The organism is Streptomyces sp. NPDC004134 (genome assembly GCF_042874195.1).
Classification (GTDB): Bacteria; Actinomycetota; Actinomycetes; order Streptomycetales; family Streptomycetaceae; genus Streptomyces.
Map to the genome: position 1 here is coordinate 18,313 of NZ_JBIAMS010000032.1, position 13,201 is coordinate 31,513.

The following is a 13,201-nucleotide window of genomic DNA, read 5'->3' on the forward strand; positions in this document are numbered from 1 at the left end:
GGGTGTCAGGGGGCTCTCACCCGCCGTGCGGCTCGCCGTCCGGCGCCGCGGCCGGCGTGCCCGGGTCGCGGTGCGGGTCGAACTCGGCGTGCAGCCTGCGGGTGTGGTCCACGTACCGCGGCGGGCCGGTCAGCGTCACCTCCGCGGTGAGCCGCGGTGCCGCGCTCGACGCGGAGAACCGCAGCTCCAGCGCGCCCGGCTCCACCACGCGGCGCCCGTCGCGGCCGGTGAACGACGCCACGTCGGCCGGCACGACGGCCCGTACCCGGCGCTCCTCCCCCGCGCGCAGCGCCACCCGGGCGTAGCCGACGAGGCGCTGCACGGGCTGCACGACGGAGGCCACGGGGTCGTGCAGATAGAGCTGGACGACCTCGGTGCCGTCCCGCTCGCCGGTGTTGCGGAGGGTGAACGACAGCGCGAACTCGCCGTCGGTGGGGCACTCGTAGGCCGCCACCTCCAGGCCGGACCAGGCGAAGGCGGTGTACGACAGCCCGTGGCCGAAGGCGAACGCCGCGGTCGGGTCGACGTTGGACACCTCGTTCGCCTGGCCGAGACGGGGCGCGAGGTACGTCGTCGGCTGCGCCCCCGGGCCGCGGGGCACGCTGACGGGCAGCCGGCCGGACGGGTTCGTCCGCCCGCCGAGCACGCCGGCCACCGCCGCCGTGCCCTCCTCGCCCGGGAAGAAGGACTGCACGATCGCGGCCGCCCCGTCCGCCGCCCGCCCGAGCGCGTACGGCCGTCCGGCCAGCAGCACGGGCACCACCGGGGTCCCGCTGTCCAGCAGGGCGTCGAGCAGGTCCTGCTGGACGCCGGGCAGCGCCACCGACTCCGCGTCGCAGCCCTCGCCGCTGGTGCCGCGGCCGAAGAGCCCGGCGCGGTCGCCGAGCGCCGCGATCACCACGTCGGCCGCGCGGGCGGCCCGTACCGCCTCGGCGAAACCGTCCGTCTCCGGGCCGTCGACGGAGCAGCCGGCGGCGACGGTGACGGCGGCGTCCGGGAACTCCCGGCGCAGCGCCTCGTGGAGCGTGGGCAGCCCGATGCCGACCGGCGTCGAGGGGTGCTTGACGCCGACGTGGACGGGGAACGAGTAGCAGCCGAGGACGGCGTGCGGCTCCTCGGCGTTGGGGCCGACGAGCGCGATACGGCGGGGGCGGTCCAGCGGCAGTGTGCCGTCGTTGGCGAGGAGCACCACGGCCTGCTCGGCCACCTCGCGGGCCAGCTCCCGGTTGGCGGCGGAGTCCAGGTCGACGGTGCCGCGCACCGCGTCCGGCTCCGCCCCCGCGTCGGGGTCTGCCTCTGCGTCCGCGTGCGCGTCCGCCAGTGCCTCGGGCACCGGCGACCAGCCGGCGTCCAGCAGTCCCAGCCGGACCTTCTGCGTCAGCACCCGGCGCAGCGCCCGGTCGACCAGGCCCTCGTCGACCCGCCCGTCCGCGATCGCCGCGAGCAGCGGCGGCCCGAAGGTCTTGACCGTCGGCAGCTCCACGTCCACCCCGGCGGCGAGCGCGGCGCCGGCGGCACCGGCCCAGTCGCCGGCCACGCCGTGCAGCGTACGGAGGAACGAGATACCGAAGTAGTCGGCCACGACGGTGCCTTCGAAGCCCCAGGTGTCCCGCAGCAGCCCGGTCAGCAGCGACGCGTCGGCCGCGGACGGCACGCCGTCGGTGTCGGTGTACGAGCTCATCACGGAACCCACGCCGCTCTCCCGCAGCGCCATCTCGAACGGCGGCAGCAGCACGTCGGCGCGCTCGCGCTCGCCCACGGCGACGGGCGCGAGGTTGCGCCCGGCGCGGGAGGCGGAGTAGCCGACGAAGTGCTTGAGGGTGGCGAGGACGCCGGCGGACTGCAGGCCCTGGATGTAGGCGGTGGCCACCGTGCCGACGAGGTACGGGTCCTCGCCGATGGTCTCCTCCACCCGGCCCCAGCGCACGTCGCGTACGACGTCCAGGACCGGCGCGAGCCCCTGGTGGATGCCCACGGCCCGCATGTCCCGGCCGATGGCCGCGGCCATCCGCCGCACCAGCGCCGGGTCGAACGTCGCGCCCCACGACAGGGGCACGGGGTACGCGGTCGCGCCCCAGGTCGCGAAGCCGGCCAGGCACTCCTCGTGGGCGAGGGCCGGGATGCCGAAGCGCCCGGCGGCCACGACCCGCTCCTGGGTGCGCTGCAGCGACAGCGCGCCGAGCGCGGGGTCGACGGGCGCGGTGCCGAACGGCCGCGTCAACTGGCCGAGCCCGGCCGGCAGCAGCGCGCCGAGGTCGACGACCTCCTCCATCTCGTGCTGGTACGGCGCCACTTCGCCGCCCTCGGCGGAGGCGCCGACCCAGACCCCGAAGAGCTGGGCGACCTTCTCCTCCACGCTCATGGCGGCGATCAGCGCCGACACGCGGGTGCCGGTGTCGTGTGCGGGGTCGTTCCACACGGGGGTGGCCGTGTCCGGGGCGTCTGCCCGGGGTGTCTCTACTGCCACGTTCGCGGTCACTTTCCTCCGACGCCCATGAGGCCCTGGACCAGGGCACGCCGGGCGAACAGGTAGACGAGCAGGACGGGAATCATCGACAGGACCACGGCGGCCAGCAGCCCGGGCGCGTCGATGCCGCGCTCGGTCTGGAAGTCGTAGAGGCCGAGCGTGATCAGCTTGGTGTCGTCGGACTGGGTCAGGACGAGCGGGAAGAGGAAGCCGTTCCACGCCTGGAGGGCGGAGAAGACCACGATGGTGGCGAGCCCGCCCCGGGAGAGCGGGAGGACCAGTTGGAAGAACATCCGCCGGGGGCTGGCGCCGTCCATGGCCATGGCCTCGAACAGCTCGCGGGAGATGTCGCGCATGGTGCCGCTGAGGATGAGCGCGGAGACCGGCAGGCAGAAGGCGGCGGTGGGCAGGATGACGCCGATGAGGTTGTCGTAGAGCCCGGCCTCGCTGATGAGGTAGAACATCGGGACGATCACGGCCTGCAGCGGGATCGCCAGCCCCAGCAGGAAGAGCCGGAAGACGCCGGTGGTGACCGGGCCGCGGCTGCGCACGATGGCGTACGACAGCGGCGGCACCAGCAGCAGGACGATGCCGACGACGCAGGCGGTGACCAGGGCGGTGTTGAGGAAGTAGCGGCCGAAGCCGGTGTCGAAGGCGCCGGTGAAGTTGTCGAGGGTGACGTCCTCGGGGAGGGCGAGCGGCCCGCCCTGGGCGAAGTCGGACCGCGACTTCAGGGTCGCCGAGACCATCACGTACAGCGGCAGGCCGATGAGGAAGAGCCAGACCAGCGAGCCCGCGCCGGCGAGGTAGTGGGGACGTCGCCTCATCACAGGCCCTCCGTGGTGCTGCGCATCTTGTCGTAGCCGGACAGCCGCACCATGATCAGCGAGATGAGCGTCGCCGCCAGCACCAGGACGAGCGCGATGGCCGCGCCGGCGCCGAAGTCGAAGCCCTTGAAGGCCCGTTCGTACATGTAGTACGCGCTGATGGTGGTGTCGGTGCCGGGCCCGCCCTGGGTGAGGATCAGGACGGTCTCGAAGGTGGTGAGCCCGCCGACGACCATGAGGATCATCGACGTCATGATCGCGTTGCGCAGTTGCGGCAGCGTGACGTGGAAGAACTGCCGGTAGCGCCCGGCCCCGTCGATCTCGGCCGCCTGGTAGAGCACCTGCGGTACGGCCCGGGCCGCGCCCTGGTAGATCAGGGTGTGGAACGGGGTGAACTGCCAGGTGCTCACGAAGGCCAGCACGCCGATCGCCGACGCCTGCTCGCCGAAGAGGTTGCCGTCCCCGAAGAGCCAGGTGGCCTCCGCGGGCACGCCGAAGTTCGGGTCCAGCAGGGCGCGCCAGACGACGGAGACGGCGGTGGCGGAGAGCAGCAGCGGGACGAAGTAGATCGCCGAGAGCACCGCGCGGTTGCGCTGCTTGCCCGCGGCCCAGACGCCCAGCGCGATGCTCAGCGGGGTCTGGATCGCCACTCCGAGCCCGGTGAGGAGCAGGCTGAGCCAGATGCTCTTGATCATCACGGGGTCGTCGAAGACCCGCCGCCAGTTGTCGAGCCCGGCGAACTCCGGGTCCCCGATGCCGTTCCAGGACATGAACGACAGCACGCCGACCATGATCAGCGGCACGACGGCGAAGGCGGCGAAGAACAGCGTGGCGGGGGCCGCCCAGAGGAAGCCGGGGCGGCCCACGTCGGCGACGTTCGCGGTCCGCGTCCGGCGCCGCCGCCGCTCGGCGGGCGGGGCGGCGGGGCGGACGCGCGTCATCTGTGTGGTCATGGGTCGTCAGGAGGTCGGCAGGGCCTGCATGGCGGAGACGAAGCCGTCCTCGTCGAGCTGTCCGTTGAAGAACTGCTGGACGGCCTTGTGCATGTCGGTGGCGGCGGACTGCGGATACGCCTGGTCCCAGGAGAGCTGGAAGTGCGGCGCCTTCTCGACCAGGCCGTACTGGTACTTCGAGTACTCGGGGCTGGCCGCCTGGTCGAGGAAGTCCGGGGTGTTGGTCGTGGTCGGCAGGTTGCCGATGGACAACTGGTCCTTCACGAACGTGTCGGAGTACATGAGCTTGAGGAACTCCGCGATGGCCTCGGGGTGTTCGGCCTTCTTCATCACCGAGTAGTAGTTGTTGGTGTTGCCCGCGAGGTTCTCCGGGTCGCCCTTGCCGCCGTCGACGGCCGGGAAGGCGCTGTAGCCGAGGTCCTCGGCGGCGAACGTCTCGTCCAGGCTCTGCTGGGTGGAGTAGTACCAGGAGCCCATCAGCTCGAAGCCGGCCTTGCCGGAGGCGACGAGCTGCGGCGAGCCGTTGTTGGTGAACTTCACCGAGTCGTAGGTGTCCCCGAAGGCGCCCGCGTCGACGAGTTCGCGGATCATGCCGAGCGCCCGCCGGCTGTCGTCGCTCGCCCACGCCTCCTTGTCGCCGTCCAGCGCCTGCTGGAACAGCTCGGGGCCCGCGATGCGGTCGTAGAGGTACTGGAACCACATCTGGGTGGGCCACATGTCGCCGCCGCCGAGCGCGATCGGGGTGACGCCCGCGTCCTTGAGCTCCGCCACCGCGGCCAGCAGGTCGTCCCAGGTCTCGGGCGGCTCCACGCCGGCGTCGGCCAGCACCTTCTTGTTGTGGAAGAGCAGCACCGGCTGCGTGCCGCGCATCGGGACGCCGTACGCCTTGCCGTCCACCACCGAGGCGTCGAAGACCGAGGGCAGGAAGTTGTCCTTCAGGCCCGGGTCCTTCTTGATGAAGTCGTCCAGCGGCAGCAGCAGGTCGGCGTCGACGAACGGCTTGATGCTGCCGCCGCCCCAGTGGAAGAAGACGTCGGGGGCCTGCGGGGTGCTGATGATCGTCTGCAGCTTCTGCTGGTAGTCGGCGCCCGGGATGGTGTCCAGTCGGGCCTTGACCTCGGACGTCTTGTTGAACTCGGCGACGAGCTTCTTCTCCACCTTGTTGGTGGCGTCGCCGTAGACGAGGACGGTGAACTCGTTCTCGCCGGAGGCCGATCCGCCGTCGTCGCCGCAGGCCGCCAGGGTCAGCGTGAGCCCGAGCGCCACGCCGCCGGCGAGTATGCGGGGCATCCGCCTTCGCGTCTTCATACGTACGCCTCTCGAAAATTTCGTCCCGATCACCGAAAGTCGATGTAGGGCTGGACAGTAGGCGAGCGACCGCAGACGGTCAACGGGCCCGCGGCCGCGCGACCAAACCGTTACCGCTGACCGTGCCTTATCCTTCGAACCATGCGTGAAGACGACGACGTGGACGGCCGGGTGACCCTGGCCGAGGTGGCGACTCAGGCCGGGGTGTCGCTCTCGACGGTTTCGAAAGTTCTCAACGGGCGATCCGATGTCTCTCGGCCGACGCGTACGAAAGTCGAGCAACTGCTGGAGACCCACGGCTACCGCCGCCGGGCCCAGGCCGCCCCGCAGGCGCCGCTCATCGAGCTGGTCTTCCACGAGCTGGAGAGCGTCTGGGCGATGGAGCTGATCCGCGGTGTGGAGAACGTCGCCAAGCAGAACCACGCGAGCGTCGTCCTCACCGAGAGCGGTACGCGGCACGCGCCTGACCCCGACTGGATCGAGGGCGTCCTGCGGCGCCGCCCGCTGGGCGTGGTGCTGGTCTTCTCCACGCTGCCCGACCGGGTGAAGAAGCAACTGCGCTCGCGCGCCATCCCGTTCGTCATCGTCGACCCGGCGGGCGACCCCGAGCCCGACGTGCCCTCCGTCGGCTCCGCGAACTGGTCCGGCGGCATGGCCGCCACCCGCCACCTCATCGAGCGCGGCCACCGGCGGATCGCCATCATCACCGGTCCCGAGGACATGATGTGCTCCCTCGCCCGGCTCGACGGCTACCGCTCGGCGATGGCCATGGCCGGCCTCGACGTCGACCCCGCGCAGGTCCGCTTCGGCGACTTCCACGTCCAGGGCGGCTTCGACCACGCCATGGAGCTGCTCGACGGGCCCGGCCGGCCCACCGCCGTGTTCGCCGGCAGCGACCTCCAGGCCCTCGGGGTGCTGGAGGCGGCCCGGCTGAAGGGGCTGAGCGTGCCGGACGAGCTGTCCGTCGTCGGCTACGACGACGTGCCCCTCGCCCAGTGGTCCAGCCCCGCGCTCACCACCGTCCACCAGCCGCTGCGGCAGATGGCGGAGGAGGCGGCGCAGATGCTGCTGCGCCCGCGCGAGCCCGGCAAGGGGGCGCTGCGCATGGAGCTGGCCACCCGGCTGGTGGTACGGCAGAGCACGGCGCCGCCCGCGGAGCCGCCGGCCGGTCCGTAGCAGCCGGGCCCTCCGCTCCCCGGTCCCGCCGCACTCCTCTGCGTGCGGCGCCCGGGGATTCGTCCCTCCGTCACGGCACCGCGGGCGGCAACCTCCCGCCGTCCGGCGGCAACCCACGGCCGGAGCGTGCCGCCGCCACGCGGGCGCGCATCCCCCCACCCGCACACGTACCGGACGGAGAGCAGCACATGCGCACGCACAGGAGGAAGCCCCGCACCATGTACGCCGTCGCCACCGCGACGGCCACCGCCGCCGCCACCGCCGCCCTGCTGGTCCCGGGCGCGCTGGCCGACGAGGCCGCCCCGGCCGCGGCCGCCCCGATCGGCTTCGGCGCCGGCACCACCGGCGGCGCCGGCGGCCCGACCGTGAGGGTGTCGGACGCGGCCGCGTTCACCGCCGCGGTGCAGAGCGCCGGACCGCGGATCGTCCAGGTCGACGGCACCATCCAGCTCGGCGGCATGACCAAGGTCGCGTCCGACAAGACCGTCGTCGGCGTCGGCGGCAACGGCCGCATCACCGGCGGCGGCGGGCTGAACATCAGCGAGGTCAGCAACGTCATCGTGCAGAACCTGACGATCTCGGGCAGCGACGACGACAACGTCAACGTCCAGTACTCCACGGACGTCTGGCTGGACCACAACACGCTGACGGACGCGAGCGACGGCAACCTGGACATCAAGCGCGCGTCGGACGGCATCACGGTCTCGTGGAACCGGTTCCACGGCCAGGACAAGAACGCGCTGCTCGGCCACAGCGACTCCAACGCCGGCGAGGACGCCGACGCCCTGCACGTCACGTACGCCTTCAACTGGTTCGACGGCACCAACCAGCGCAACCCGCGGGTCCGCTTCGGCAACCCGGTGCACGTGCTCAACAACTACTACGACGACATCGGCTCGTACGGCGTCGCCTCCACCGAGGACGCCGGCGTGCTGATCGAGGGCAACTACTTCGAGAACACCGAGGACCCGTTCCATCTCGGCGAGGCCAGTTCCGGCCCCGGCACCATCGAGGCCCGCGACAACCACTTCCAGAACTCCGGCACCGGCCAGGCCGGCGGCTCCGTCGCGGACATCCCGTACGGCTACTCGGTCCAGCCCGCGCAGAGCGTCAAGAGCACCGTGACCGGCGGCGCCGGCGCCGGGAAGCTCTGAGAGACGGCGCCGCGCGCCGCGGCGGCCCGCGGGACACGTCCTGCCCCTCCCGCGGCGCGAGTCCCCCGCGGCGCGCGGCGCTGCACGGCGTACGGCACCGCCGTACGCTCCCCGGCCCCGGTCCCGCGCGGCGGACCGGGGCCCGAACTCCCCTTCCCCGGGGCGAGGTTGCGGTATTCAACGGGAACGGCGCGCGGGTTATCCTCCTGCGCACCAGGGGCATGCCCCCGACCGTGCGAGCGCACGCACCGTTCCCCCACACCCTCAACCCCACCCCAGGAGGGTCACCATGAGAGTGCGTACCATCTCGGCGATCGCCGCCGGGTTCTGCCTCGCCGTCTCCGGCGTCGCCCTGTCCGCGGCCAGCGCAGACCCGCCCGCGAAGGACGGACGGGCGGCGGTCGAGCTGACCACCGTGGCCGAGGCGAAGAACCCCAGCGCCGGCACCGCGGGCCCCGGCGACTCGGTCTGGATCGCCGAACGCGCCGGCACCGTCCGCGTCCTCACCGGCTCCGGCCTCGGCGAGCCCGTGCTGGACATCTCCGACGACACGACCACCGACGGCGAGCGCGGGCTGCTCGGCATCGCCTTCGACCCGGAGTTCGAGCACTTCTACGTCTCCTTCACGGACCGGGAGGGCACCAGCACCATCGACGAGTTCGCGGTCGCCGACGGCGAACTCGACCCCGGCTCGCGGCGTACCGTCCTCACCCAGGAGCAGCCCTACTCCAACCACAACGGCGGCCAGATCGCCTTCGGCCCCGACGGGATGCTGTACATCGCCCTCGGCGACGGCGGCGCGGGCGGCGACCCGCACGACTACGGCCAGAACCTGAACACCCTGCTCGGCAAGCTGCTGCGGATCGACCCGGGCGGCGGCGACCCGTACGCGATCCCCGAGGACAACCCCTTCGTGGACGACGCGGACGCGCGGGACGAGATCTGGGCGTACGGGCTGCGCAACCCGTGGCGGTTCTCCTTCGACGCCGAGACCGGCGACCTGTGGATCGGCGACGTCGGGCAGAACCGGGTCGAGGAGATCGACTACGCCCCGGGCGACAGCCCCGGCGGCGAGAACTACGGCTGGGGCCGGATGGAGGGCTCGGAGGTCTTCGACGGCGAGGAGCCGGCGAACCACGTGCCCCCGGTGCACGAGTACGGCCGCGACGGGCTCGGCTGCTCGGTCACCGGCGGCTTCGTCTACCGCGGCGAGGCGATCCCGGACCTGGCGGGCCAGTACCTGTTCAGCGACTACTGCGACGGCACCGTGCGCGCCCTCGAAGTCGAGAACGGCGAGGTCACCGGCGAGAGCGACCTCGGCGTCAGCGGCGGCGAGGTGATCTCCTTCGTCCAGGGCGGCGACGGCGAGCTGTACGTGCTGGACCTCGGCGGGCCGGTCCAGCGGCTGGACCCGGCCGCGTAGCACCGGCGACCCCGCGGGCCGCCGCAGCGCGGCCCGCGGGCACCGGTGGCCGCACGCCCCATTCCGGTCGCGGGCGCGGGACGTTACCGTGCGGTAGATGAAGCGACCGGGGCTCAGTGACCTGACGGGACGGCGGATCTTCGTCACCGGCGCGGCGGGCGGCATCGGCCGCGCCACCGCCGCGCTGGCCGCGGACCGCGGCGCGGAGCTGTTCCTCACCGACCTGGACGGGGACCGACTCGACGCCACCGCCGCGCGGATACGCGCCCGGGGCGGGACCGTTCGCTACGCGGGCGCCGCCGACGTCACCGACCTCGACGCCGTACGGGCCGTGGCCGGCGACGTGCACGCCGCGGCGGACGGGCCGATGGACGTGGTGATGAACATCGCCGGGATCTCGGCCTGGGGCACGGTGGAGCATCTGGAGCACCGGCACTGGCGCGCCATGGTCGAGGTCAACCTGATGGGTCCGGTGCACGTCATCGAGGCGTTCGTGCCGCCGATGATCGCGGGCGGCCGCGGCGGGCACCTGGTCAACGTCTCCTCCGCGGCGGGCCTGCTGGGGCTGCCGTGGCACGCGGCGTACAGCGCGGGCAAGTTCGGTCTTCGCGGCGTCTCCGAGGTGCTCCGCTTCGACCTGCGCCGGCACGGCATCGGCGTCAGCCTGGTCTGCCCGGGCGCGGTGGACACGCCGCTGACCGAGACCGTGGAGATCGTCGGCGTGGACAAGGAGAGCAAGGCGTTCAAGCGGCTCCAGGCGGGCTTCCGCAGGCAGGCGGAGTCGCCGGAGGCGGTCGCCGGGATGATCCTCAAGGGCGTGGCACGCAACCGCTACCTGGTGCACACCTCCGGGCGGGTACGGGCCGCGCACGGGCTGCAGCGCGCGGCGCCGCCGCTGTACGCGCTGGCGATGCGGGCGATGAACTCCGCCACCCACCGGCTGCTGCGCCGCGCGGTCCTCGCCCCGCCAGAACCGGCGGCGCCCAAGGGCGGCCCGGTGCCGCCGAAGGACGGGGGCGCACGGTGAGCGCGCCGCGCATCGCCCCCGGCGGGCGCGGCGACGTCGGCGCGGCCACCTGGCTGCTCAGCCGCGCGGCGGGCCGTGTCGCGGGCACCCGGCCGCCCGCGCTCTTCCTCGTCCTCGGCCGGCACCGCCGGCTGTTCCGGGGCTGGCTGCGGTTCGCCGGCCGGCTGATGCCCCGCGGCACGCTGCCGCGCCGGGAGACGGAGCTGGTGATCCTGCGGGTGGCGCATCTGTGCGGCTGCGCGTACGAGTTCGAGCACCACCGCAGGCTCGGCCGCCGGGCCGGGCTGACCCCCGCCGACGTCGCCCGGGTCGAGGCAGGACCCGGGGCGGACGGGTGGACCCAGCGCGAGGGCGCGCTGCTGGCCGCCGTCGACGCGCTGCACCACGACCGGGACCTCGACGACGCGCTCTGGCAGCGGCTGCGCACCCACCTGGACGAGCAGGGGGCCATCGAACTGCTGCTGCTCGCCGGGCACTACGAGATGCTCGCCACGACCATCGCCGCGCTGCGGCTGGCGCCGGACCCGGCCCGCTAGCGGGCCCGCCGCAACGTCCCCGTACCCCCGGCCGGGGGGTCGCATTCAGCCGTTCCACAGTTTTCCGACCAAATTTCTAGGAAAACCATTGACGCAGGCCAGCGCGGTACGCAGGATGGTGGGCATGTCCTCGACGCGGGCGCTCCTCTTCCGTCGCAGGCACGTCGACTTCTGTCACGTGGCCAGCGCCGTCTGCCGTCACGGCTAGCCGCCGGACGACTTCCTCCGTACCCCTGCCCCGCCCGCGCCGCGGCCGTCGCCGTCCGCGCGCCGGTGGGCCGGCTCCCCCTGCCCTCCGTCCTCGGGAGACCCATGTCCTCCTCGCCGTCCCGCCGCGCCTTCGGCGGACTGCTGGGCTCCGCCGCCACCGCGGCCGCCCTCGGCACCGCCGCCTCGCCCGCGGCCGCCCAGACCTCCGAAACCCCCTTCCGCGCCGCCGCCGACCGCACGGCGCGGCGGCCCAACATCCTCTTCGTCCTCGCCGACGACCTCGGCTGGGCCGACCTCTCCAGCTACGGATCGCCGCACATCCGCACCCCGCACCTGGACCGGCTGGCCCGCCAAGGCGTGCGGTTCACGCAGGCGTACGCGGGCTCCGCCACCTGCTCCCCGACCCGCTTCTCGCTCTACACGGGCCGGCACCCGGGCCGTACGGAAGGCGGCCTCGCCGAGCCGATCGCCGACAGGTCCGCGGGCCTGGAGCCCGGGCACCCGACGCTGGCGTCGCTGCTGCGCGACGCCGGGTACGCGACAGCGCTCATCGGCAAGTGGCACTGCGGCTACCTGCCGGACTACAGCCCCACGCGCTCCGGCTGGGACAGCTTCTTCGGCAACTTCGGCGGCGCCCTGGAGTACTACTCCAAGCTCGGCTCCGGCGGCGAGTACGACCTGTACGAGGGCGAGGTCGAGTACCGCGACCTGCGCTACTACACCAGAGTGCTCACCGAGCGCGCGGTCCGGCACCTGCGCACCCGCGACCGGCAGCCGTGGCTGCTCAACCTCAACTTCACCACCCCGCACTGGCCGTGGATCGCCGACGGCGACGAGGCGGAGAGCGCCGAGATCGTCCGCCGCATCCAGGCCGGCGACCGCCGCGCCCTGTGGCACGCGGACGGCGGCTCGCTGGCGAAGTACCGCGAGATGGTCGAGGACCTCGACCGCTCCGTCGGCCAGGTACTCGCGGCGCTGCGCGCGAGCGGCCAGGAGCGGGACACCCTGGTCGTCTTCGCCAGCGACAACGGCGGCGAGCGCTGGTCCCACCAGTGGCCGCTGTCCGGCGAGAAGGCGTCGCTGCAGGAGGGCGGGATACGCATACCGCAGATCGCCCGCTGGCCCGCACGCCTCGACGGCGGCCAGGTCAGCCACGTACCGCTGTACTCCCCCGACTGGACCGCCACGCTGCTGGAGCTGGGCGGCGCCCGCCCGGCCGCCTCGCACCCGCTGGACGGCCGCAGCCTCGCCGGCTACCTGCTGCGCGGCGAGGACCCGCCGGAGCGAGACCTGTTCTGGCGGGTGCGCGGCGAGCGGGCGCTGCGCCGCGGCGACTGGAAGTACCACCGCGGCAAGGACGGCGCGGACCGCCTCTTCGACCTTGCCCACGACCCGCGCGAGCGGGCCGACAAGGCGTCCGTACGACCCGCGTTGCTGGCCCGGCTGCGCACCGCGTGGGAGAGCACCGACGCCGGCCTGCTGCCGTACCCCGCGCCGGCCGCCGGCTGACCGCCCGTCCCGCTCCGACCACCAGAGGAGACCGACCGATGACCCACTCACTCCCCGTCCCGGCAGCCGGGGGCGAAGCCGCGGGCGGCGTACGCCATCTGCGCCTGGTGCGCGAGCCCGTGCGGCACGGCGAGCGCACCGCCGACGGCAAGCCGCTCCTCGGCTACGTCGTGCTGGTGCCGCCGGGCCTGGATCCCGCTGACCTGCTGGCCGAGGGCGCCGACGCGGCGCCGCTGCAGCGGGCGCCGCAGAGTGCGGGACCGCCGGACGCTGCGCCCGGCGGCGGGCCCGTACGCATCGACGTGGAGCGGCGGGTGGCCGAGGTGGACGGGCAGCCGATGGACCTGACGTTCCTGGAGTTCGAGCTGCTCGCCCATCTCGTCGCCTACCCGCGGCGGGTGCACTCGCGCGAGTCGCTGGTGACCACCGTCTGGGGCTACAGCCACGTGGGCGACGGCCGCACGGTCGACGTCCACGTCGCGCGGCTGCGCCGCAAGCTCGGCGCGGCGCACCGGCACCGGATCGTGACGGTCCGGCGCATGGGCTACAAGTACGAGCCGGTCGAGCCCTGACGCGCCCCCCGGTCTCACCCCCCGTCTCCGGTTCCCCGA

The 13,201-nt window shown here is 73.3% G+C and carries 11 protein-coding genes; 7 read left to right on the forward strand and 4 right to left on the reverse strand.

From position 1 onward, the window contains the following. Nucleotides 1-16: 16 nt before the first annotated feature. From ACFYVJ_RS30525 to ACFYVJ_RS30540, 4 genes are read right to left on the reverse strand one after another with little or no spacing between them, the layout of a single operon-like run. Nucleotides 17-2,479, reverse strand: coding sequence for a glycoside hydrolase family 3 N-terminal domain-containing protein (locus ACFYVJ_RS30525; RefSeq protein ID WP_388898320.1), 2,463 nt, complete (start codon nucleotides 2,477-2,479; stop codon nucleotides 17-19). After that, on the reverse strand, nucleotides 2,476-3,294 hold the full coding sequence (locus tag ACFYVJ_RS30530) for a carbohydrate ABC transporter permease (RefSeq protein WP_388898322.1): 819 nt from the start codon (nucleotides 3,292-3,294) through the stop codon (nucleotides 2,476-2,478). Before ACFYVJ_RS30530 ends, ACFYVJ_RS30525 begins: the two co-directional genes overlap by 4 nt. Next, nucleotides 3,294-4,247, reverse strand: a complete 954-nt coding sequence (locus ACFYVJ_RS30535) for a carbohydrate ABC transporter permease (protein WP_388898325.1) — start codon at nucleotides 4,245-4,247, stop codon at nucleotides 3,294-3,296. The genes ACFYVJ_RS30530 and ACFYVJ_RS30535 overlap by 1 nt, the downstream gene beginning before the upstream one ends. Nucleotides 4,248-4,253: 6 nt before the next feature. Next, the gene (locus ACFYVJ_RS30540) at nucleotides 4,254-5,555 is read right to left on the reverse strand and encodes an ABC transporter substrate-binding protein (protein ID WP_388898328.1); all 1,302 of its coding nucleotides are present in this window, start codon (nucleotides 5,553-5,555) and stop codon (nucleotides 4,254-4,256) included. A gap of 141 nt (nucleotides 5,556-5,696) precedes the next feature. Here ACFYVJ_RS30540 and ACFYVJ_RS30545 point away from each other — a divergent pair, with 141 nt between their 5' ends. From ACFYVJ_RS30545 to ACFYVJ_RS30575, 7 genes are all read left to right on the forward strand, one after another. Next, entirely contained in the window at nucleotides 5,697-6,731 is a 1,035-nt protein-coding gene (locus tag ACFYVJ_RS30545) for a LacI family DNA-binding transcriptional regulator (protein WP_101420278.1), read from the forward strand. 188 nt (nucleotides 6,732-6,919) lie between these two features. Next, nucleotides 6,920-7,885 carry a polysaccharide lyase family 1 protein gene (locus ACFYVJ_RS30550; RefSeq protein WP_388898331.1) on the forward strand — a complete coding sequence of 322 codons (966 nt, stop codon included), beginning with the start codon at nucleotides 6,920-6,922 and terminating at the stop codon, nucleotides 7,883-7,885. A 289-nt stretch (nucleotides 7,886-8,174) separates the two neighbouring features. After that, nucleotides 8,175-9,308 carry a PQQ-dependent sugar dehydrogenase gene (locus ACFYVJ_RS30555; RefSeq protein WP_388898334.1) on the forward strand — a complete coding sequence of 378 codons (1,134 nt, stop codon included), beginning with the start codon at nucleotides 8,175-8,177 and terminating at the stop codon, nucleotides 9,306-9,308. A gap of 97 nt (nucleotides 9,309-9,405) precedes the next feature. Continuing rightward, entirely contained in the window at nucleotides 9,406-10,335 is a 930-nt protein-coding gene (locus ACFYVJ_RS30560) for an SDR family oxidoreductase (RefSeq protein ID WP_388898337.1), read from the forward strand. Then, nucleotides 10,332-10,871 (forward strand): carboxymuconolactone decarboxylase family protein, encoded by a 540-nt coding sequence (locus ACFYVJ_RS30565; RefSeq protein ID WP_388898340.1) that lies wholly within the window; start codon nucleotides 10,332-10,334, stop codon nucleotides 10,869-10,871. Before ACFYVJ_RS30560 ends, ACFYVJ_RS30565 begins: the two co-directional genes overlap by 4 nt. Nucleotides 10,872-11,183: 312 nt before the next feature. After that, nucleotides 11,184-12,590 (forward strand): sulfatase, encoded by a 1,407-nt coding sequence (locus ACFYVJ_RS30570; RefSeq protein ID WP_388898342.1) that lies wholly within the window; start codon nucleotides 11,184-11,186, stop codon nucleotides 12,588-12,590. A 38-nt stretch (nucleotides 12,591-12,628) separates the two neighbouring features. After that, nucleotides 12,629-13,162 (forward strand): winged helix-turn-helix domain-containing protein, encoded by a 534-nt coding sequence (locus ACFYVJ_RS30575; protein ID WP_388898344.1) that lies wholly within the window; start codon nucleotides 12,629-12,631, stop codon nucleotides 13,160-13,162. The last annotated feature ends 39 nt before the right edge of the window (nucleotides 13,163-13,201 follow it).

Excerpts from the sequence above, each read along its gene's own strand:
- ACFYVJ_RS30530 (WP_388898322.1), bottom strand. The coding sequence starts at position 3,294 with ATGAGGCGACGTCCCCACTACCTCGCCGGCGCGGGCTCGCTGGTCTGG.
- ACFYVJ_RS30535 (WP_388898325.1), bottom strand. The coding sequence starts at position 4,247 with ATGACCACACAGATGACGCGCGTCCGCCCCGCCGCCCCGCCCGCCGAG.
- ACFYVJ_RS30540 (WP_388898328.1), bottom strand. The coding sequence starts at position 5,555 with ATGAAGACGCGAAGGCGGATGCCCCGCATACTCGCCGGCGGCGTGGCG.
- ACFYVJ_RS30545 (WP_101420278.1), top strand. The coding sequence starts at position 5,697 with ATGCGTGAAGACGACGACGTGGACGGCCGGGTGACCCTGGCCGAGGTG.
- ACFYVJ_RS30550 (WP_388898331.1), top strand. The coding sequence starts at position 6,920 with ATGCGCACGCACAGGAGGAAGCCCCGCACCATGTACGCCGTCGCCACC.
- ACFYVJ_RS30555 (WP_388898334.1), top strand. The coding sequence starts at position 8,175 with ATGAGAGTGCGTACCATCTCGGCGATCGCCGCCGGGTTCTGCCTCGCC.
- ACFYVJ_RS30560 (WP_388898337.1), top strand. The coding sequence starts at position 9,406 with ATGAAGCGACCGGGGCTCAGTGACCTGACGGGACGGCGGATCTTCGTC.
- ACFYVJ_RS30570 (WP_388898342.1), top strand. The coding sequence starts at position 11,184 with ATGTCCTCCTCGCCGTCCCGCCGCGCCTTCGGCGGACTGCTGGGCTCC.
- ACFYVJ_RS30575 (WP_388898344.1), top strand. The coding sequence starts at position 12,629 with ATGACCCACTCACTCCCCGTCCCGGCAGCCGGGGGCGAAGCCGCGGGC.